Origin of the sequence: Acidovorax sp. ACV02, assembly GCF_014851475.1 — a bacterium.
In the GTDB taxonomy this organism is placed as follows: domain Bacteria; phylum Pseudomonadota; class Gammaproteobacteria; order Burkholderiales; family Burkholderiaceae_C; genus Acidovorax; species Acidovorax delafieldii.
The window spans coordinates 380,147-400,562 of record NZ_JACUZU010000003.1 but is presented as its reverse complement, the minus strand read 5'-3'; the positions used below and the strand labels follow the sequence as shown (position 1 = coordinate 400,562).

Annotated in this window: 19 protein-coding genes and 1 pseudogene; 7 read left to right on the top strand and 13 right to left on the bottom strand. The window is 66.3% G+C overall.

Going from position 1 to position 20,416, the window contains the following annotated elements:
- Nucleotides 1-12: 12 nt before the first annotated feature.
- Nucleotides 13-299: pseudogene (locus IB236_RS09170) on the top strand (SDR family oxidoreductase); the annotation flags it as partial.
- A 21-nt stretch (nt 300-320) separates the two neighbouring features.
- On the opposite strand, the gene IB236_RS09165 reads toward IB236_RS09170, so the two are convergent.
- The 10 genes from IB236_RS09165 to IB236_RS09120 form a co-directional block, all read right to left on the bottom strand.
- Nucleotides 321-680 (bottom strand): 5-carboxymethyl-2-hydroxymuconate Delta-isomerase, encoded by a 360-nt coding sequence (locus tag IB236_RS09165; protein WP_110960097.1) that lies wholly within the window; start codon nt 678-680, stop codon nt 321-323.
- Between the two features lie 76 nt (nt 681-756).
- Entirely contained in the window at nt 757-1,977 is a 1,221-nt protein-coding gene (gene bioF, locus IB236_RS09160; RefSeq protein ID WP_192420239.1) for an 8-amino-7-oxononanoate synthase, read from the bottom strand.
- Complete coding sequence (gene bioD / locus IB236_RS09155; protein WP_192420237.1) at nt 1,974-2,645, bottom strand: dethiobiotin synthase; 672 nt, start codon at nt 2,643-2,645, stop codon at nt 1,974-1,976. The genes bioF and bioD overlap by 4 nt, the downstream gene beginning before the upstream one ends.
- Complete coding sequence (gene bioA, locus IB236_RS09150; RefSeq protein ID WP_192420235.1) at nt 2,645-3,970, bottom strand: adenosylmethionine--8-amino-7-oxononanoate transaminase; 1,326 nt, start codon at nt 3,968-3,970, stop codon at nt 2,645-2,647. Before bioA ends, bioD begins: the two co-directional genes overlap by 1 nt.
- Nucleotides 3,971-3,972: 2 nt before the next feature.
- The gene (gene panD / locus IB236_RS09145; protein WP_192420233.1) at nt 3,973-4,359 is read right to left on the bottom strand and encodes an aspartate 1-decarboxylase; all 387 of its coding nucleotides are present in this window, start codon (nt 4,357-4,359) and stop codon (nt 3,973-3,975) included.
- Between the two features lie 67 nt (nt 4,360-4,426).
- The gene (locus tag IB236_RS09140) at nt 4,427-4,801 is read right to left on the bottom strand and encodes a 6-carboxytetrahydropterin synthase (RefSeq protein WP_056058569.1); all 375 of its coding nucleotides are present in this window, start codon (nt 4,799-4,801) and stop codon (nt 4,427-4,429) included.
- A gap of 133 nt (nt 4,802-4,934) precedes the next feature.
- On the bottom strand, nt 4,935-5,570 hold the full coding sequence (gene queE, locus IB236_RS09135) for a 7-carboxy-7-deazaguanine synthase (protein ID WP_192420231.1): 636 nt from the start codon (nt 5,568-5,570) through the stop codon (nt 4,935-4,937).
- A 142-nt stretch (nt 5,571-5,712) separates the two neighbouring features.
- Complete coding sequence (gene nadB / locus IB236_RS09130) at nt 5,713-7,299, bottom strand: L-aspartate oxidase (protein WP_192420229.1); 1,587 nt, start codon at nt 7,297-7,299, stop codon at nt 5,713-5,715.
- Nucleotides 7,300-7,364: 65 nt separating this feature from the next.
- Nucleotides 7,365-8,228 carry a ScpA family protein gene (locus tag IB236_RS09125; RefSeq protein ID WP_056058577.1) on the bottom strand — a complete coding sequence of 288 codons (864 nt, stop codon included), beginning with the start codon at nt 8,226-8,228 and terminating at the stop codon, nt 7,365-7,367.
- Between the two features lie 64 nt (nt 8,229-8,292).
- Nucleotides 8,293-8,499, bottom strand: coding sequence for a DUF3460 family protein (locus tag IB236_RS09120; RefSeq protein ID WP_056058580.1), 207 nt, complete (start codon nt 8,497-8,499; stop codon nt 8,293-8,295).
- A 76-nt stretch (nt 8,500-8,575) separates the two neighbouring features.
- On the opposite strand from IB236_RS09120, the gene IB236_RS09115 reads away from it, so the two are divergent.
- The 3 genes from IB236_RS09115 (at nt 8,576) to IB236_RS09105 (ending at nt 12,472) form a co-directional block, all read left to right on the top strand.
- Complete coding sequence (locus IB236_RS09115) at nt 8,576-9,088, top strand: hypothetical protein (protein ID WP_056746773.1); 513 nt, start codon at nt 8,576-8,578, stop codon at nt 9,086-9,088.
- A gap of 154 nt (nt 9,089-9,242) precedes the next feature.
- Nucleotides 9,243-9,884: a YitT family protein gene (locus IB236_RS09110; protein WP_056058586.1), complete on the top strand. Its 642-nt coding sequence runs from the start codon at nt 9,243-9,245 to the stop codon at nt 9,882-9,884.
- 251 nt (nt 9,885-10,135) lie between these two features.
- Nucleotides 10,136-12,472 carry an integrin gene (locus IB236_RS09105; protein ID WP_192420227.1) on the top strand — a complete coding sequence of 779 codons (2,337 nt, stop codon included), beginning with the start codon at nt 10,136-10,138 and terminating at the stop codon, nt 12,470-12,472.
- A gap of 116 nt (nt 12,473-12,588) precedes the next feature.
- Here IB236_RS09105 and metG read toward each other — a convergent pair whose 3' ends face one another.
- Nucleotides 12,589-14,688: a methionine--tRNA ligase gene (gene metG / locus IB236_RS09100; RefSeq protein ID WP_192420225.1), complete on the bottom strand. Its 2,100-nt coding sequence runs from the start codon at nt 14,686-14,688 to the stop codon at nt 12,589-12,591.
- A 174-nt stretch (nt 14,689-14,862) separates the two neighbouring features.
- Here metG and IB236_RS09095 point away from each other — a divergent pair, with 174 nt between their 5' ends.
- Nucleotides 14,863-15,978 (top strand): SMP-30/gluconolactonase/LRE family protein, encoded by a 1,116-nt coding sequence (locus IB236_RS09095; RefSeq protein WP_056746770.1) that lies wholly within the window; start codon nt 14,863-14,865, stop codon nt 15,976-15,978.
- A 12-nt stretch (nt 15,979-15,990) separates the two neighbouring features.
- Here IB236_RS09095 and IB236_RS09090 read toward each other — a convergent pair whose 3' ends face one another.
- A complete protein-coding gene (locus IB236_RS09090) occupies nt 15,991-17,262 on the bottom strand; it encodes a patatin-like phospholipase family protein (protein ID WP_056746769.1) in 1,272 nt (423 codons plus the stop codon).
- A 371-nt stretch (nt 17,263-17,633) separates the two neighbouring features.
- Nucleotides 17,634-18,206 carry a restriction endonuclease gene (locus tag IB236_RS09085; protein WP_192420219.1) on the bottom strand — a complete coding sequence of 191 codons (573 nt, stop codon included), beginning with the start codon at nt 18,204-18,206 and terminating at the stop codon, nt 17,634-17,636.
- A 120-nt stretch (nt 18,207-18,326) separates the two neighbouring features.
- Between IB236_RS09085 and apbC the strand changes: the two genes are divergently transcribed.
- On the top strand, nt 18,327-19,418 hold the full coding sequence (gene apbC, locus IB236_RS09080; RefSeq protein WP_056746768.1) for an iron-sulfur cluster carrier protein ApbC: 1,092 nt from the start codon (nt 18,327-18,329) through the stop codon (nt 19,416-19,418).
- Nucleotides 19,419-19,443: 25 nt separating this feature from the next.
- Complete coding sequence (locus IB236_RS09075) at nt 19,444-20,400, top strand: LysR substrate-binding domain-containing protein (protein WP_056746767.1); 957 nt, start codon at nt 19,444-19,446, stop codon at nt 20,398-20,400.
- Nucleotides 20,401-20,416 lie beyond the last annotated feature (16 nt).

The window sequence follows — 20,416 nt, the reverse complement described above, 5'->3', positions numbered from 1 at the left end:
CCTTCGCTCCCGGCCACCAAGGGTGCGATCCATGCCTTTACCCAGGTGCTGGCGCATAACTTGCCGACCGGGGAATCCGCGTGAAAGCGGTGGCGCCGGGGCCGGTGTGGGCACCGCGGATCCCGGCGGAGCGCCCGGCCAAAGAGGTGGAAAAGGTTGGCGTGACAACGCGTCTGGACCGCCCGACGCAACCCGAGGAGATCTCGCCCGCCGGCGTGTTCCTGGCGGCCCCGAGTTGTTCCAGCTACATCACGGGCATCGTGCAGCCGATCACCGGCAACGCAGGCGACGGGGCCTGAGGCGGGGGCAGGAGCGCAGCGTCAGAGCCGCTCTTTGGCGTACGAGCCCCGGTCCATATCGACGATCTCCACGCTCAATTGCACCATCACGCCCTGGGGCTTGGGGGTGCGCTCGCGCAGCACAGCGGCAATGAGGTCGGACAGCTCCTTCTTGGCCTCGGGCGTGCGGCCTGACAGCAGGCGCAGCTGTGCGTGCACAAAGGCGCGGTTGGCGGGCGCGATGCCGATCTCGAAGCTGTCGGCCACGATGAAGCGCGTCTTCAGGTCTGCCTCGTCCTGCACCTGGGGATGTGCGCACAGGGCGGCGTTCAGGGCCGTCAAGGTTTCGGCTTCGGGGTAGTGGGGCAGGTTGGCCGAGTATTCGATGGTCAGGTGGGGCATGGAATCGTCTCGCTGGAAGGATAGGGGAGGGCCTGCACTGGCAGGGCGCCTGGGCTGTGCATGGTACTGCGGCTTGTCAGCGGCTCACCAACGGTGTCGCTAGCGCATGCAGCGCGGCCAGCAGTTGCGCCACATCGTCGGTGGTGTGCGCGGCGGACAGCGCAATGCGCAGCCGCGCCGTGCCCGCTGGCACGGTGGGCGGGCGGATGGCAGGCACCCACAGTCCTTTGGCGCGCAGGCCTTCCATCACCGCCAGCGCCGCTTCGTTGCTGCCGATGATCAGGGCCTGCACGGGGGTGTGCGACGGCAGCAGGTGCCAGCCCAGCGATGCAGGCAATGTGGACAGTCCTTGGCGCAGTTGCGCGATGAGTCCGTCCAGGTGCGCGCGCAGGTCGTCGGCTTCCTCCATGAGCTGCAGGCTTTGGCGCAGTGCGCTTGCCAGCAGCGGTGGCGCGGCGGTGGCAAAGATGTAGGTGCGCGTTTTTTGCAGCAGCCATTCGATGAGGGCTGCATCGCCGGCCACAAAGGCGCCCGCCACGCCCGCTGCCTTGCCCAGCGTGGCCATGTACAGCACGCGGCGCGAGGCGTGGGGGCCCGTCAGCCCCGCCTGTGCCAGGCTGCCGCGCCCTTGGGGGCCCAGCACGCCAAAGCCGTGGGCATCGTCCAGCAACAACAGTGCGTCGTAGCGCTCACACAGCGCGAGCAGGGCTGGGATGTCGATGAGATCGCCGTCCATGCTGAACACCGCATCGCTGATGACCAGCTTGCGCCGCGCAGGGCTGGCGGCCAGAGCAGCCTCCAGCGAGGCCAGGTCGGCATGGGGGTAGCGGTGAATGGTGGCGCGCGACAGGCGGGCACCGTCGATCAGGCAGGCGTGGTTGAGTGCATCGGAGAACAGCGCATCGCCGTCACCCACCAGCGCGGGGATGATGCCGGTGTTGGTGGCATAGCCCGCGTAGAAGTACAGGGCCCGGGGCAGTTGTACATAGGCCGCCAGATCGTGCTCCAGCGCATCGTTGGCAGCGCTATGGCCGCTGACCAGCGGCGAGCCGCCCGAGCCCACGCCATAGTGGTGTGTGGCCTCGCGCGCGGCTTCGGCCAGCGCAGGGTGACCGGCCAGACCCAGGTAGTCGTTGCTGCAAAAGGCCAGCATGGGCCGGCCGTCCACCAACAGGCGTGCACCGCCGGCGGGCTGCACCACACGGCGGCGGCGCAGCAGGTGGGCGCGTTCGATGTCGACCAGGCGCGCGGGGATCTCGTCGAGCCACGACGTTTGTGGTGCCGTGGCGCTTGTCATCGCCAGTCCTTGGGCAAATCAAACACCAGGCTGCCGGGTTCGGGTAGCTCCTGGTGCGGCACATCGGCCAGCAGCGGTGCACCCAGCCGGGTACGCAGGTAGGCAATGTTGTCCTCCATCGCCTCCATGTCGGGGTCCACCCGGTTGGCCACCCAGCCCGCCAGCGTGAGGCCCCGCGCACGGATGGCCTCGGCGGTCAGCAACGCATGGTTCAGGCAGCCCAGCCGCAAACCCACCACCAGCACCACCGGCAAGGCCAGGGCTTGGGCAAGGTCTGCGCCAGTCAGCGTATCGGTGAGCGGCACATGAAAGCCGCCTGCTCCTTCCACCACCACGGCGTCGGCCTGAGCGGCCAGCGTTTGGTAGCTGGCGACGATGGCAGCGATGTCGATCTGCACACCCGCCCGCGCCGCGGCGATGTGGGGCGAGAGCGGGTCGGGCAGCAGCACGGGGTTGTCCAGCGATGGCGGCACGGCCAGGGTAGAGGCCGAGCGCAGCGCAATCGCGTCTTCGCTGGCCCAGTCGTCCCCCCAGGGCACCAGGCCAGCCGCCACGGGCTTCATGCCCACCACGCGGCGGTGGTGGCGCGCCAGAGCGTGTAGCAGCCCGGCGGACACCAGCGTCTTGCCGACACCGGTATCGGTGCCGGTCACAAAACATCCCATCATCAACTTTCCTCCTGCAGGGTGGCGTTCAGCGCATCGAGCGCGCCGCTGGCGAGGCACTGGACGGCCTCGTCGTCGAGCGCATAGGGCGGCATGGCGTACAGCGTTTTGCCAATGGGTCGCAGTACCAATCCGCGTGCCATGGCGTGCTGGTGGTAACGGCGCGCAAAGTTGGGCAGGGTAGTGTGTACATCCCAGGCCCAGATCATTCCAAGATGGCGTGCATGCTGCACACGCGGGTGCTGTGTGATGGGCCTGCAGGCTGTATCAATGCGTTGCGCCAGCGTCTGGTTGGTTTTCAGTGCATCCAGTTGCTCAAACAGTTCCAGCGTGGCCAGCGCTGCGCGGCAGGCCAGCGGGTTGCCGGTGTACGAGTGCGAATGCAGAAAGCCCCGCGCCACATCGTCGTCGTAGAACGCGGCGTACACCGCATCGGTGGTGAGCACGGCCGACAGCGGCAGTGTGCCGCCCGTGAGGCCTTTGGACAGGCAAATGAAATCCGGCCGGATTCCGGCCTGCTGGTGGGCGAACATGGTGCCCGTGCGGCCAAAGCCCACGGCGATTTCGTCTACCACCAGGTGCACCTCGTAGCGGCTGCACAGCGCACGTGCCAGGCGCAGGTATTCGGGGTCGTGCATCGCCATGCCGGCCGCGCATTGCACCAGGGGCTCGACGATGAAGGCGGCGGTGGTTGTGTGGTGCTCCTGCAGCCATGCTTCCAGCGCGGCAGCGGCGCGTCGGGCCACGTCCTGTGCGGTCTCCCCCGTTGCCGCATCGCGTACGTCAGGGCTGGGCACGGTGTCGGCCAGGCGCACCAGCGGGGCATAGGCTTCGCGAAAGATCGCAATGTCGGTCACGGCCAGCGCGCCCACGGTTTCGCCGTGGTAGCCACCGGCCAGACCCACAAAGCCGCTCTTGGCGGGGCGACCGGTGTTGCGCCAGTAGTGCGCGCTCATCTTCAGGGCGATCTCGGTGGCGGCTGCGCCGTCGCTGCCGTAGAACGCATGGCCCAGGCCGGTGAGGGCGGCCAGACGCTCGGACAGCTCCACCACGGGCGCGTGGGTAAAGCCCGCCAGCATCACGTGGTCCAGCTGGCCCAGCTGGTCCACCAGCGCGGCCTGGATGTGTGGGTGGCTGTGGCCGAACAGGTTGACCCACCAGGAGCTGATGCCGTCCAGGTAGCGCTTCCCATCGGTGCCGTAGAGCCACGGGCCCTGCGCGCGGGCAATCGCCACGGGGGGCTGGGCCTCGTGCCGCTTCATCTGGGTGCACGGGTGCCAGACGGCAGCCAGGCTGCGGGCCACCAGAGCGTCATGGGTTGGTGCCATCGTTACAGGGCCTGCGTGGGCACTGCGTGGCGCAGTTCCGTCTGGCGGTTGTGGTCGTGGTCGTCCACAAACACCAGTTGCGGCTGGTGCGCGGCCACCTGGTCTTCGTGCACCTGGGCGAAGGCCGCAATGATGATTAGATCGCCCACTGCAGCACGGCGTGCAGCCGAGCCGTTCACCGAGATCATGCCGCTGCCGCGCTGGCCCTTGATGGCATAGGTGACAAAGCGCTCGCCGTTGTTGATGTTCCAGATATGGATCTGCTCGTTCTCGGCGATGTTGGCGGCGTCCAGCAGGTCTTCGTCGATGGCGCAGGAGCCTTCGTAGTGCAGCTCGCACTGGGTCACGGCCACGCGGTGGATCTTGGATTTGAGCAGGGTGCGGAACATCGGGCTTCCTTGGGTGAAGTCTGTGAACTTTTGGGGGGTGGCCTGCCGGTGGCAGGGCCATGGCCGGTCAGGGCTGTGGAAAGTCCAGCGCGCAGCTGTCGCCCAGCGCCTCGCGCCACACGCGCACGCGGCTCAGGCTGGCGCGCAGGTCGGCGGGCAGTGCCTGGGCGATGAACAGGCACAGGTTCTCCAGCGTGGGTGTGCCCAGGCCGGGCACCTCGTCGAGCATGTGGTGGTCCAGCTGCTCGCGCACCACGGCCAAGCCCTGGCGCAGCAGGCCCAGGTCCAGCACCATGCCTGTGGCGGGGTCGCGCGGGCCGGTCAGGAACACTTCGGCGTGGTAGGTGTGGCCGTGTACACGGCGGCTGCCTTCGGCCTCGATCTCGCGGCGCAGGGTGTGGGCGGCGTCGAAGAAGAAGCGCTGGGAGATGGTGAACAACATACGGTGATTTAGAAGGACTTGGAGAGGCTAACAAAGCTCAGCGAAGCGGCCCTGGCTAGGCGTTCCGCCGCAGGCAGTACGAGTAGTACGACAAGGCGGGACAACGACGCCAGGGGAGTTTTGTTGGCCTCTCTCAGCGGATGCCGGTGAGCTTGTGGGTCTGTAGGCTTAATCGCCACGCGGGGTGGGCCAGGCAGGCGTCAATGCAGGCGGCAGTGTTCTGGCGCTGCAGCAGGCCGTCCATGGGCTGCAGAAAGCGGTGGGTGAACTGCGTGTCTTGCTCCAGCGCCTGCAGGTCAAAGCCGGGCTGGGGCCAGACCAGTTTCAGCTCCTGCCCGCTGCGCTGCACCCACGGTGCACCGGCCTTGGGGCTGACGCACAGCCAGTCGATGCCTTCGGGCGCGGCAACCGTGCCGTTGCTTTCGACGGCGATGCGGAACTGCTGGGCGTGCAGCGCGTCGATCAGCGCCGCATCGACCTGCAGCAGGGGCTCGCCACCCGTCAGCACCACCAGGCGGTGGCCCGCGCCTGCAGGCCATTGGGCGGTGATCAGCTCTGCGAGTGCCGTGGCCGTTTCGAACTTGCCGCCCAGCGTGCCATCGGTGCCCACAAAGTCGGTGTCGCAGAACTGGCAGATGGCCTGCGCGCGGTCCTGCTCGCGGCCCGTCCAGAGGTTGCAGCCTGCAAAGCGGCAGAACACGGCGGGTGTGCCCGCCTGGCCGCCTTCGCCTTGCAGGGTGTAGAAAATTTCTTTGACGCTATATGTCATGAGTGTCCTTGCGCGAGGCGTGCTGAGGCATCGGCCCATACAACTGGCGCGGCCAGGGCGAGGGACACCGAGCAAGGGCCGTCCCGCAGTGAGGGTGTCGTCCCCCTTGAGGGGGAAGGCGCGAAGCGACTCAGGGGGTGTTTCATTTCACCGGCGGAACAAGGATGGTGGGGGCGGCAGGCGCTGCCACCTCGGGGTAGTCGCGGCTGAAATGCAGGCCCCGGCTTTCGCGGCGCAGCTGGGCGCTTTTCACGATGAGGTCGGCCACCTGCACCAGGTTGCGCAGCTCCAGCAGGTCGCGCGTGACGTGGAAATGGGCGTAGAACTCCTGAATCTCGCCCTGCAGCATGGCAATGCGGTGGGCGGCACGTTCCAGGCGCTTGTTGGTACGCACGATGCCCACGTAGTCCCACATGAAGCGGCGCAGCTCGTCCCAGTTGTGGGAGATGACGACGGATTCATCCGCATCGGTCACGCGGCTGTCGTCCCAGGCGGGAACGGTGGGCAGTTCTGTGGTCGGGGCTGCTGCGATGGCCTGCGCGGCGGCGCGGGCGAACACCATGCATTCGAGCAGCGAGTTGCTGGCCAGGCGGTTGGCGCCATGCAGGCCGGTGCAGGCCACCTCGCCCACGGCGTACAGACCGGGCAGGTCGGTGCGGCCCGCTAGGTCGGTCAGCACGCCGCCGCAGGTGAAGTGGGCCGTGGGCACCACGGGGATGGGCTCCTTGGTGATGTCGATGCCCAGCGACGCGCAGTGCGCGAGGATGTTGGGGAAGTGCTCTTGCAGAAACGCGGGGCTCTGGTGCGAGATGTCCAGGTGTACGCAGTCCAGGCCGTGCTTTTTCATCTCGAAGTCGATGGCGCGGGCCACCACGTCGCGCGGGGCCAGTTCGGCGCGCGGGTCGTGGTCGAGCATGAAGCGCGTGCCGCCGGCCGAGGGGGGCAGCTTGAGTTGCCCGCCCTCGCCGCGCACGGCCTCGCTGATGAGGAAGGACTTTTCGTGCGGGTGGTACAGGCCCGTGGGGTGGAACTGGATGAATTCCATGTTCGCTACGCGGCAGCCCGCGCGCCAGGCGGCGGCAATGCCGTCGCCCGTGGCGGTGTCGGGGTTGGTGGTGTACAGGTACACCTTGCCTGCGCCGCCCGTGGCCAGAATGGTCTGCGGTGCGCGGAAGGTGACGACCTCATCGGTGTCGCTGTCCAGCGCATACAGCCCCAGGCAGCGGTTACCCGGCAAGCCCAGCTTGCGCGTGGTGATCAGGTCCACCAGCGTGTGCTGCTCGAACAGCGTGATGCCGGGCGTGGCGCGCACCACGTCGATCAGCGTGCGCTGCACGGCCGCGCCGGTGGCGTCGGTCACATGGGCAATGCGGCGCGCGCTGTGGCCGCCTTCCCGCGTGAGGTGCAGCTGGTCGCCTTCGAGCGTGAAGGGCACACCGAGCTCGCGCAGCCAGGTAATCGATGCGGGCGCGTTCTCCACCACAAAGCGTGTGGTGGCCAGGTCGCACAGGCCTGCGCCGGCGACCAGCGTGTCTTCGATGTGGGCAGCAAAGCTGTCGTCGTCGGCCAGCACGGCGGCAATACCGCCCTGGGCCCAGCCGCTCGATCCATCTTGTAGCGTGCGCTTGGTGATGACGGCCACGCGGTGCGTGGGCGCCAGGTGCAGGGCGGCCGAGAGGCCGGCGAGGCCGCTGCCTACGATGAGAACGTCGAAGTCGTGGGATGCCATGGCTTGCGTGTGAAGGGGGTAATGCCACGGCCACCGGCCAGGGCGGTGAACAGTGGAAGGCGGCCCTAGGCCGGCGTGTAGGCCAGGCGCACGTAGATGGGCGCAAACGCTTCGGCCTGCGTGATCTCGATCAGCGTCTCTTTGGCCAGCTCCAGCAGCGCAATGAAGGTCACCACCAGCACGGTGCTGCCTTTTTCGGGCTCGAAGAGTTCTTCAAACTCCACAAAACGCCGGCCCTGCAGGGTCTTGAGCACCATGCTCATGTATTCGCGCACGCTCAGTTCCTCGCGCGTGATCCGGTGGTGCTGTACCAGCTTGGCGCGCTTCAGGATGTCGCGCCAGGCCTCCTGCAGCTCCACCACATGCACGTCGGGAAAACGCGGCTGCAGGCTTTGCTCGATGTAGACCTGGGCTTTCAGGAAGTCGCGGCCATATTGCGGCATCTGCCCCAGGCGGGCGGCAGCCATCTTCATCTGTTCGTATTCGAGCAGGCGGCGCACCAGCTCGGCGCGTGGGTCTTCGGGTTCTTCGCCTTCTGCCTGCTTCTTGGGCGGCAGCAGCATGCGTGACTTGATCTCGATCAGCATGGCAGCCATCAGCAAATACTCGGCCGCCAGTTCCAGGTTGCGGCTGCGGATCTCGTCCACATACGCCAAGTACTGCTTGGTCACCCCCACCATGGGGATGTCGAGGATGTTGAAATTCTGCTTGCGGATCAGGTACAGCAGCAAATCCAGCGGGCCTTCAAAGGCTTCGAGGAAGACTTCGAGCGCGTCGGGCGGGATGTACAGGTCCTGCGGCAGCGCAAACAGCGGTTCGCCGTACAGGCGGGCCAAGGCCACCTGGTCCACCACCACGGGCATGCCCGCCGCGTCCAGCGAGGGCGCGCCGGGCGAGTCTGCCGCTTCGGCTGCGTTCGCAGTGGTCATGGTTTGCTATTGAATCAGGAGCTATCAGCGCAATAAATACCTGCGCTTGCGGCTCAAAAGATGCTCAATCGGCGTTGGTCTGGTACACGTAGGGCTTCTGGGCCACCTGGGCGTCGCGGTACTCGCCCCAGATCTTGCGGTCCACCTGCTTGTCCCACAGCAGGGCACGGCCGGCTTGTTGCTGCTGGTCCAGTTCGGGACGGCTCGCCTTGAGCTGGTTGATGAACTGGGTGGCGTCGGATTGGTAGTCGGGGCGGCGGAAAATAGACATGGACTGTGAACTCTTTCTTGGAACGCGTCAGGCACAGTGATGCACCGAAGGTCCAAGATTTTACCGGGACGAATTTATGCGCTTGATATATCGCTCGGCCGCCCTGGCGGCTGCCACTTTTTCCCTGCTGGTGCTTGCCGCCTGCGATCCGCAACGCATCAGCGAACTCAAGGAGGGCGTTTCGACCGAAGCCGACGTGCGCGACCGCTTCGGCGCCCCCGAGAACGTGTGGAACGAGCCCGGTGGCGCGCGCACCTTCGAGTACAACCGCCAGCCTGCCGGCCAGGTCAACTACATGATCACCATCGGCCCCGACGGCCGCATGACCGCGCTGCGCCAGGTGCTGACGCCCGAGACCTTTGCGCGTGTGTCGCCCGGCATGCGCATGGACGAGGTGCGCCGCCTGCTGGGCAAGCCCGCCAAAGTCACGCCCTACGAGCTGAAAAAGGAGACCTGGGCCGACTGGCGCTACCTGGAGGCACCCAACCAGTCCAAGGTCTTCACGGTGGTCTATGGGCCCGACCAGTTCGTGCTGCGCACGCAGAAGGGTGCGGACACGGAGGCGCCCGAGTTCAAGGGCGGCAAGTAGCGGCGCCTGCGCACACCTGCGCACACTGGCGCGTTGCTTGCTTCTCATCTTGCAGATTGAACGCTGGACGCGCGCCGGACTGTCCCCAAGTGCCCAGCACTCCACCGGCGGAAAGCCCCCGCGCCTTTGCCACGCACCCCAACGCTGAACGCCCATGCCCGATACCCAGCCCCCCGCCCACGACGCTGCACCGCCGCTATCCGCCCTGCGCCATGGCACCTTTGAAGACGCCCAGGCCCTGTTTGCGGGCACCCTGTTCGTGGCCATGGCGCTCATGCTGTTCAACCAGGCGGGGCTGCTGGTGGGCGGCACGGCGGGCGCGGCGTTCTTGCTGCACTACGTCACCGGCATCTCGTTCGGCAAGCTGTTCTTTGTGGTCAACCTGCCGTTCTACTGGTTTGCCTGGACGCGCATGGGGCGCGAGTTCACGATCAAGACCTTTGTCTGCGTGGGCCTGCTGTCGTTGCTGACCGAGCTGTTCCCGCACGTGATGCATGTGGACTACCTGAACCCGCTGTTCGCCTCGTTGCTGGGCGGGTTGCTGCTGGGCACGGGCTGCCTGTTCCTGGCACGCCACCGCTCCAGCCTGGGCGGGGCCACCGTGGTGTCGCTGTACCTGCAAGGCCGCTACGGCATGCGTGCGGGCAAGGTGCAGATGATGATCGATGGCACCGTCGTGCTGCTCGCACTGTGGGTGGTGCCGGTAGACCGTGTGGCGTATTCGGTGCTGGCGGTGCTGGTGATGAGCGGGTTTCTGTGGATCAGCCACCGGCCAGGGCGCTACGTGGGCCATTGAGCGAGACAGCCGCCAGCGCGGTGGCTGACAGTCTCGTCGGTTGAACAAGACCCCGGGGTTCTGAGTCCCGCCAAACGCTACGGGGCCATTCCATTCTCTGCGTCAACCCTGCTTCAGTGGGGTGCGCTTGCGCGTTCTCCCGCCCTAGAGTTCCAGGCACCCCGCCTGCACCCGCACGAGGGAGCCGGACCTATTCGTGCCTCCCGAGGGGTTGGAGTGTCCATGCAGTTCACAGACCCGGAGAACCCTTGATGTATCGAAATTTTTCTGCCATGGCCGAGGCCCTGCGTGCGAGGCTTGCCGGTGCGGCATGGGCGTTGCCTCTGGTCATGGCAGGCGCCCTGGCAGCTTGCGGCGGCGGTGGTGGGGACTCTGCCGAGCCACCGCCTCCCCCACCACCGCCCGCCGTGGTGCAGCATCCGGTGGGGGGCACGGTGACGGGGCTGACGGGAACGCTGGTACTCGCCAACGGAACGGGTGCGGAAGTGAGCATCACGGCCAGCGGCAGTTACGTCACCAACGTTGCGCAGGGGCAGGCTTACAACATTGTTGTGCGCACCCAGCCGGTGGGGCAGACCTGCGTGGTGGAAAACGGCTCGGGTGTGGTGACGGGCCCGGTCACCAACATCCTGGTGGCCTGCACCACCAACACCTATGTGGTGGGTGGGACCGTCACGGGCCTGGTGGGGGGGCTGAGGCTGCGGCTGAATGGCGCTGCAGATTTGCTGCTGACTGACAACGGCGCTTTCCGGTTTGAATCGCCGGTGCCTCACGGTAGCGCCTATGCGGTCACGGTGTATGCGCAGCCTGTGGATCAGGCCTGTACGGTCGAAGCTGGCACTGGAGTCGCCGTGGCGCCGGTCACCCAGGTGAGGGTGCTTTGCAGCACGATCTATACCCCGCCTCCGCCACCGCCCCCTCCGCCGCCAGCTCCTCCGGCGCCGGGTGGCCTGGGCATTGGCTACGGGACGAAGGCGCTGATCTTTTCGTGGACTTCGGCGCCGGGTGCAACCAGCTACACGGTGTACGAGGACCCGGATGGCGCAGGCCCGCTGACACCCGTGCAGATCGGGTCCACAGCCACCACAGGGCTGACCTATGCAGTACCGGTGCTGCTGCACCTGCGGCTGAATGCCACCTACACCGTGCAGGCCTGCAATGCAGGTGGTTGCAGCGCCCCGTCGACTTCTGTGGCGGCCGACATGGTGCGCGCCATTGGGTACTTCAAGGCGTCGGCGACCACCGCCGAAGGCCGCTTTGGCAACCGTGTGGCCTTGTCCAGCAACGGCACCACCTTGGCCGTGGGGGCGTATGGAGAGGGAGGCAACACCGGCGCGGTGTACGTCTTCACGAAGAGTGGCGCCACGTGGTCGCAGCAGGCGCGCATTGCCGCCCCCAACGGCGAGGCCAACGATTATTTTGGCAATGCCTTGGCGCTGTCTGCCGACGGCAACACGCTGGCCATCGGCGCGGATGGCGAGAGCGGCGACCAGAAGGGCACGTTTGCGACCATGCCCGCCACCAACAACCTGGCCAGCAACTCCGGCGCCGTCTATGTCTATTCCCGCACGGGCGCCGTCTGGTCGCAGCAGGCATTCATCAAGGCGAGCAACGCGGATGCCGACGATCTTTTCGGTTCATTCGTAGCCCTCTCGAACGACGGCAACACCCTGGCGGTCGGGGCCTATAACGAGGATGGTGACCTGACCGGAACACACGGCAATGCAGCCTATGCTGCGTCCGGGGCCGCCTACGTCTTTGCCCGCACGGGCACCAGCTGGGCACAGCAGAGCTACCTCAAGGCATCCAACGCAGGCGTGGGAGATTTCTTCGGCATCTACCTCAGCCTGTCTGGCGCGGGCGACACCCTGGCGGTGGGTGCGTTCTTTGAGCGCAGCGCTTTGGCGAGTGATCCTGCGGACGACACCTTGACCAATGCCGGTGCGGCTTATGTGTTCCAGCGCAATGCGGGGGCATGGTCGCAGCAGGCCTATCTGAAGGCCCCCAGTCCCCAAGCGCAGGACCGCTTCGGTGTGTCGGTCATCCTGTCAGGCGACGGCAACACGCTGGCGGTTGGCATGGATGGAGACAGCAGCAACTACACAGGCACCTTCGTCGTGCCGCCACCGCGCAACACTCTGGCACTCAACTCTGGCGCGGTGTTTGTGTTCATTCGCGCAGGTGGCGTCTGGCAGTCACAGGCGTATTTGAAAGCCTCCAACACCCGCACCCCCCATCGTTTCGGCAACAACCTGGCCATGTCCGGCGACGGCGACACGCTGGTGGTGCCGTCGTACCGGGACGACAGCAATGCGCGCGGATTCAATGGCGACCAGGCCAACACCGCCGCTGCGGATGCGGGCGCTGTGCTGGTGTTCCGCCGCAGCGCGGGCACCTGGGCGCAACAAGCCTACCTGAAGGCACCCAATACGGGCACTGGGGACCGGTTCGGTGGCCGTGTGGCGATATCGGGTGACGGCACTACCCTGGCCGTGGGGGCATCCACTGAAGACAGTGGATCGACTGGCGTTGGCGGCAATCAGTCGGACGAAAGCAGCACCAACGCGGGCGCGGTGTACCTGTACTGAAAACTGGATGATGGGAGGCAGTCAACATGCCGCCCCTTCCGCTATCAGCGAATGGCGAGGGGCTCAGCACCCCTCGGTATCCTTGTCGATTGCTTTGTCTATGAGCGTTGCACGCCTTACCGCACCCGCATGCCGGGCGTGGCGCCCGGCCAGGGGTTGAGCACGTAGATGCCGGGGTTGGCCTTTTCGTCACCATGGCTGGCGGCCAGCACCATGCCTTCGCTCACGCCAAACTTCATCTTGCGCGGGGCCAGGTTGGCCACCATCACGGTGTGCTTGCCCACCAGGTCTTCGGGCTTGTAAGCGCTGGCAATGCCGCTGAACACGTTGCGCGTGCGGCCTTCGCCCACGTCCAGCGTCAGGCGCAGCAGCTTGGTGGAGCCTTCGACCGGCTCACAGTTCACGATCAGCGCAATGCGCAGGTCGATCTTGGTGAAGTCGTCGATGGTGATGGTGGGGGCGAGTTCTTCGCCGCCAGGGTGGGAGTTGGCTGCTACGGTTTCTGTAGCTGCTGGCGCTTGTTCTGCCTGCGCCGGTGGCTCAAACAAGGCTTCGAGTTGTTCGGGGGTGACGCGCTGCATCAGGTGCTGGTAGGGCTGGATGGCCTGCACGTCGCCCGCTGCGTTCCACTGCTGCATGTTCACGCCAACAAAGCCTTGCACCGCCTGGGCCAGACCCGGCAGGACGGGGGCCAGGTAGCGGGTGAGCGTGGCAAAGGCGTTGACCAGCACCGAGCACACCTGGTGCAGGGCCTCGTTGTTGGCAGCGTCCTTGGCCAGATCCCAGGGCTTGTTCTGGTCCACATAGGCGTTGACCTTGTCGGCCAGCAGCATGATCTCGCGCGTGGCCTTGCTGTATTCCCGCGTTTCGTACATCTGCGCGATGGCGTCGCTGGCACCGCGCACCTCGGCCAGCAGGGCCGCGCCCGTGGTGCCAAATTGGTCGGTCAGCTTGCCGTCAAAGCGCTTGGTCAAGAAGCCCGCCGCCCGGCTGGCAATGTTCACGTACTTGCCGATCAAATCGCTGTTCACACGCAGCATGAAGTCTTCGGCATTGAAGTCGATGTCTTCGTTGCGTGCGCTCAGTTTGGCCGCCAGGTAGTAGCGCAGCCATTCCGCATTCATGTTCAGGCTCAGGTACTTCAGCGGGTCCAGGCCCGTGCCCCGGCTCTTGCTCATCTTCTCGCCGTTGTTCACGGTCAAAAAGCCGTGCACAAACACGTTGTTGGGCGTCTTGCGGCCGCTGAAGTGCAGCATGGCGGGCCAGAACAGCGTATGGAAGGTGACGATGTCCTTGCCGATGAAGTGGTACTGCTCCATGGCCGGGTCGGCCATGTAGGCGTCGTAGCTTTCGCCGCGCTTTTCCAGCAGGTTCTTCAGCGACGCGAGGTAGCCCACGGGCGCGTCCAGCCACACGTAGAAGTATTTACCGGGCGCGTCGGGGATCTCGATGCCGAAGTAGGGCGCGTCACGGCTGATGTCCCAGTCGCCCAGGCCTTCGCTGGTGGTGCCGTCGGGGTTGGTGCGGACGGTGAACCACTCCTTGATCTTGTTGGCCACCTCGGGCTGCAGCTTGCCGTCCTGCGTCCAGTTCTCCAGAAACTCCACGCAGCGTGGGTCCGACAGCTTGAAGAAGAAGTGCTCCGAATTCTTGAGCTCGGGCTTGGCACCCGACAGGGCTGAGAAGGGGTTGATGAGGTCGGTGGGCGCGTACACCGTGCCGCACACCTCGCAGTTGTCGCCGTACTGGTCCTTGGCGTGGCACTTGGGGCATTCGCCCTTGATGTAACGGTCGGGCAGGAACATGTTCTTCTCGGGGTCAAAGAACTGCTCGATGGTGCGCACCTCGATCAGACCACCGTCGGCGCGGTCGCGCAGGTCGCGGTAGATCTGGCGGGCCAGCTCGTGGTTTTCGGGCGCATCGGTGCTGTGCCAGTTGTCAAAGCTGATGTGAAAACCGTCCAGGTACTGCTTGCGGCCGGCAGCAATGTCGGCCACGAACTGCTGGGGCGTCTTGCCGGCCTTTTCGGCGGCAATCATGATGGGCGCGCCGTGGGTGTCGTCGGCCCCCACAAAGTTCACCGCGTGGCCCTGCATGCGCTGGTACCGCACCCAGATGTCGGCCTGGATGTATTCCATGATGTGGCCGATGTGGAAGTTGCCGTTGGCATAGGGCAGGGCGGTGGTAACGAAGAGTTTGCGGGCGGAGGTCGTCATGGAATGCGGCTTTCTCAGGCGGAACCCGTGATTTTAGGCGGTCGGCAGTGTCCTTGACCGCTGCAGGCGCTGCACCGGATAGGCCCGGTCGCGCAGGTGCCAGCCGTGGCCTGTGCGCCAGCCTCTGACGGCGCCACAATGCCCCGCAGTCAAATAATCATGAGGAGACAACACATGGCCAGAACATGGGCAACACGGGTGGGGTGGGGCGTGGGTGGCGCGATATTGGTGGTGGCTGCCTATCTGGCAACGTGGCCTGTGCCCATTCAGCCGTTGGCCTGGACTGCACCTGCCGCCCCTGGCTACCAGGGCGTGCACGCTCCCAACCAGCGTCTGGCCCAGCTGAACATCATCGACCTCAAAGACGAGGTGGGCCCCGAGCACATCGCCTTTGGCAAGGACGGCAAGCTCTACACCACCGTGCTCAGCGGCAACATTTTGCGCATGAACCCCGACGGCTCGGGTCAGGAGGTGTTTGCCAACACCGGCGGGCGGGTGCTGGGGTTCGACTTCGATGCGGCGGGCCACCTGATCGCGGCCGATGCCATCAAGGGCCTGCTGTCCATTGCGCCCGATGGCAAGGTCACCGTGCTGGCCGACAAGGTGGGCAACGACCCCATCCGCTATGCCGACGCCGTGGTGGTGGCCCAAAGCGGAAAGATGTACCTGAGCGATGCCTCCACCCGGTTTGCCCCTAAGGACTGGGGCGGTACGTTTGAGGCCAGTGTGCTCGACATCCTGGAGCAGGCCAGCACGGGCCGGGTGATCGAATACGACCCCGCCACCCGCACCGCACGCGTGGTCGCCCGGGGCATCAGCTTTGCCAACGGCGTGGCGCTGAGTCAGGACGAGAAAAGCCTGTTCGTCAACGAAACCGGCAAATACCGGGTGTGGAAGATTGCGGTGGATGCGAATGACCTCGACATTGGCCAGACCAGCCCCCAGGCCCGCGTGCTGCTCGACAACCTGCCCGGTTACCCCGACAACCTGATGCGCGGGCAGGACGGCAAGGTGTGGCTGGGCTTTGCCAAGCCACGCGGAGCCGCCATCGACAACATGGCGGGCAAGCCCTGGCTGCGCAGCCTGACCCTGCGCCTGCCGCGCGCGCTCTGGCCCATTCCCCAGCCCTACGGCCACGTGATCGCGTTCACCGACGATGGCAAGGTGGTGGCCGACCTGCAGGACCCGAGCGGCGCCTACCCCGAGACCACGGCCATCACCGAGACGGCCGACCGGCTTTACGTGCAAAGCCTGCACGCACACGGCCTGGGCTGGTTGCCCAAACCGTAGGGGGTCAGCGGTTCAGTCCTCCGCTCCGTGGTGCTTCGTCCGCACCTCGGCACCGGTATCCGTCCATCCAAAAAATTGGCACACCTCGGACCGCATGGCCAGGGTGTCGGCCCGGCCCAGGGCCATCAGCTCCTGCGTGTAGCCGGACTCGAACAGCAGGTAGCTAGCCAGCGCCGCGCCGCGCACATCGGCCATGTTGGACGTGACCCCCAGGGCGCCCAGCATGGTGCGCACGGGGCCCGGCAGATCGCCCACATGGCGCGCAGCCACGGCGTCCAGGCGCTGCGAGGGGGCGATCACCAGCAGCTCTATGGGGCGCAGCGCGCTATGCAGGCGCTTTTCTTCGGGGATCAGCGACAGGGTCTGGTTGATGCGCTGCACGCGCTCCACGTCCACCGCCAGCGCATCCAGAAAGATGTTGGACAGCGCATGCCCCGCGATCTGCGCCAGCGTGGGGTAGGTGGCCGTGGGGTTGGCGGCGGCATCGCCCTTGGGCTCGTGCATGCGGCCCGCGCCGATCACCAGGATGCGCTCGGCCCCCAGATGGATGGCCGGAGCAATAGGCGCCGACTGGCGCATGGAGCCATCGCCGAAGTATTCGATGTGCTCATCCACCTCGATGCCCTTGGCTGGAAAGATGAAGGGAATGGCCGACGACGCGAGCAGATGCTCGTGCGTGATGCGGTCGCTGGCCGCCTTGCGCTGGGAGCGCACCCAGGGCTTGACGGGCGTGGCCGCTTCAAAAAAGGTGACGTGCTCGCCCGAGCTGTAGCTGGACGCCGTCACGGCGAGCGCGGTGAGATGCCCCTTGCGGATCAGCCGGGGCAGGCGCACCAGGGGCACCATCTTGACCAGCAGCTTCTCCAGTGGCGAGTTGTCCAGCAGCGAGCGCGGCCGCATGCGCCGCCAGCGTGCCAGCGCCCAGCCCAGCGACACCAGCGTGAGCCAGCGCGCGCCGCTGCGCATCACGCTGAGCGAGTCGGCGCCATACACCTGGCTGGCATGGAACTGCCGCCACACGCGTGCAATGCGGCGCACCGCACGGTCAAAGTGGTCGGCTCCGCAGGCCAGGGCGGCTGCGTTGATGGCCCCCGCCGAGGTGCCGGTGATGATGGGAAAGGGGTTGGGGCCGCCGCCTTCGCCACAGGCCTGGCGCAGGTCGGCAATGGCTTCCAGCACGCCCACCTGGTAGGCAGCGCGGGCACCGCCGCCGGTCAGCAGCAGGCCCGTGGCGGGTGTGGCAGCTACGTTGCCAGGGGCTGCGGTAGGGGTTGTGGGGGGCATGGACGGTGGGGCGGTGTAAGGCTCCCAGTGTGGAGGGGCGCCCGGGCGCAGCTCATGTGGGAAAACCCGCATGTGCGGGCCACCCCACAGGGGGTGGTCTTAGAACCTGTTCACAGTCTTTTTGGAGATTACATTGGAGTGCAATCGGGAGGAGTGGATGCTTCGGATGCGCCGCATGGGCTCATGCCCATGCAAGCGGCCGGGGCGTCCAATCGCCCGATTTCACTCCAACCCTTCGGGCAAGTGCCTTGCCGGGCGGTCTGCGGCGGAGCAAAGCTTGCCAATAGCACGGGCTATTGGCAGCGCCCCGCGCCTTGCATCCCATCCCGGCAAGGCACTTGTGCAACTCCAAAAAGACTGTGAACAGGTTCTTAACGCTGCTTGAGCAGCAGGTGCGCCACCGCGTCACCTTGCAGCACCACGATGCCGTGCTCCCGGGCAAACGCCTGGGCGTTCTCGCTGACCTGGCCCAGGGCGGCCACGTAAACGCCCGCCGACGCATCGGCAGCGGTCATGGCCGTGTGCAGCTCCCGCAGGGGCTCCACCCCGTGGGTAGCGGCCTTCCAGCGCTTGGCGCTGACCAGCGTGGTCTTGCCGCCCTGGCTCAGGCGCATGTCGGCCCCGGTGGCGTTGCTGCCGGTCAGGCGCTCCACGCTGTAGCCCGCGCGTTCCCAGGCGGTGGCCAGGGTGTCGGCGAAGCTGCGCCAGGGCATGCTGCCCACGGCCTCCAGCATCTCCACCACCTTGGCGGGGTTGGGCGCGCGCAGCTGCTTCCAGGCTGCGATGCAGCCCACCACAAAGATGGGGAACCCTGCCAGCGCGCCCACGACAAAGTACTCCTTGGGCAACAACGCCCCGGCCGCCAGCGTGATGAGGCCCACCACCACAAAGCTGATCCACCACGGCGAGCGCAGCAGGACGGCAAACAGGGAGTTTTCGGACATCTTGAATTTCACGGGAGGCCTTTTTGGAGAGAGCGACGATGCAATGCGGTGCGCATTGTCCTTCAGCGGCATGGGGCGGGAGCTTGGGAATAGACTACCGGCCCCACAGGAGTTATTTGAATGGCAGTCACCGAACAGGGCCTTTTGGCCGCACTTTCCAGCGTGCTGGACCCCCATACGGGCAAGGATTTTGTCAGCAGCCGCGCCCTGCGCAACCTGCAGATCACCGGTGGCGACGTGGCGTTTGACGTGGAACTGGGCTACCCCGCCAAGAGCCTGGTGCCCGAGCTGCGCCGCAGCCTGGTGGCCGCCGCCAAGGGCGTGGCGGGCGTGGACAACGTGTCGGTCAACATCACCACCAAGGTCATCGCCCATGCGGTGCAGCGCGGCGTGCAGCTCTTGCCCCAGGTCAAGAACATCATCGCCGTGGCCTCGGGCAAGGGCGGCGTGGGCAAGAGCACCACGGCCGCCAACCTGGCCCTGGCCCTGGCTGCCGAAGGTGCCAGTGTGGGCGTGCTCGACGCCGACATCTACGGCCCCAGCCAGCCCATGATGCTGGGCATCAACCGCCGCCCTGAAAGCGACGACGGCAAGACCATGGAGCCGCTCGAAAACTACGGCGTGCAGGTCATGTCCATCGGCTTCCTGGTGGACCAGGACGAAGCCATGATCTGGCGCGGCCCCATGGCCACCCAGGCGCTGGAGCAGCTCTTGCGCCAGACCAACTGGAAAGACCTCGACTACCTCATCATCGACATGCCGCCCGGCACTGGCGACATCCAGCTCACGCTGAGCCAGCGCGTGCCCATGACCGGCGCCGTGATCGTGACCACACCGCAGGACATCGCGCTGCTGGACGCCAAGAAGGGCATCAAGATGTTCGAGAAGGTGGGTGTGCCCATCCTGGGCATCGTCGAGAACATGGCAGCCCATGTGTGCAGCAACTGCGGCCATGTGGAGCACATCTTTGGCGCCGACGGCGGCAAGAAGATGGCGGCCGAATACCACATGGACTACCTGGGCGCGCTGCCGCTGGACATGAGCATCCGCCTGCAGGCCGACAGCGGCAAGCCCACCGTGGTGGCCGACCCGGACGGGGACGTGGCCAAGATCTACAAGAAGGTGGCGCGCGATGTGGCGGTGAAGATCGCCCAGCAGGCCAAGGACTTCTCGAACAAATTCCCCACCATCTCGATCAGCAAGAACACCTGATCCTCCCGAGTCGCCCCACCGCGCCATGAACCTGCTCGCGTCCCTGCGCTACCTGGTGGCGCTGCACGAGCACCGGCACTTTGGCCGGGCGGCGCAGGCCTGCCACATCACGCAGCCGGCGCTCTCCAACGCGCTGCGTGCGCTGGAAAAGGAGTTTGGTGTGGTGGTGGTGCGCCGGGGGCGCAGCTTCGAGGGCTTCACGCCCGAGGGTGAGCGTGTACTGGCATCCGCCCAGCGCATGCTGCACGAGCACCAGGTGCTGCAGCAGGACTTGAGCGGCGACGCCGCCCACCCGCGCGGCACGCTGCGCCTGGGCGCCGTGCCCACGGCCATGCCCATCCTCGCGCGGTTTGCGGCGCAGCTGCAGGCGCGGCACCCGGGCATCGTGCCGGTGGCGCTGTCGATGAGCTCGCAGGCGCTGGAGGCCGGGCTGGAAAACATTTCGCTGGACCTGGCGCTGGGCTACACCGAGCGCATGCCCGCACGCGGCGGCCCGCTGCGGGCCTGGCCGCAGTATGTCGAGCACTACTTTCTGCTGCGCCGCGTAGCGCGCCCGCCCCAGGGCCCGGCGCGTGGACTGCAGATCGGCCCACCCATGGCCTGGGCCGATGCGGCGGCGCTGCCGCTGTGCCTGCTCACCCCGGAGATGCACAACCGCAGCCTGGTCGATGGCGCCTTCCGCGCGGCAGGCGCCACGGTCATGCCCGCCATGGAAACCGATTCGGTGCTGACCCTGGCGTTGAGCGTGGTGGCGGGCCAGTTGTGCAGCGTCCTGCCCGGGGCGCTGGTCGATGCCGTGCGCGGCCATGAGGGGCTGGAGGCCCTGCCGCTCAAGGGCCCGGTGCTGACCACCCCCATCGGATTCATGTCGCACCGGCAGGTGCAGCCCACCCGCGCCCTCGATGCAGCGCTGGCACTGGCGCAGGACCCCGACTGGCTGCAGCACGCTGCAGCACACAGTGGGCTTCTGGTCGCCGATTGAGCGCTGACCGCACGGG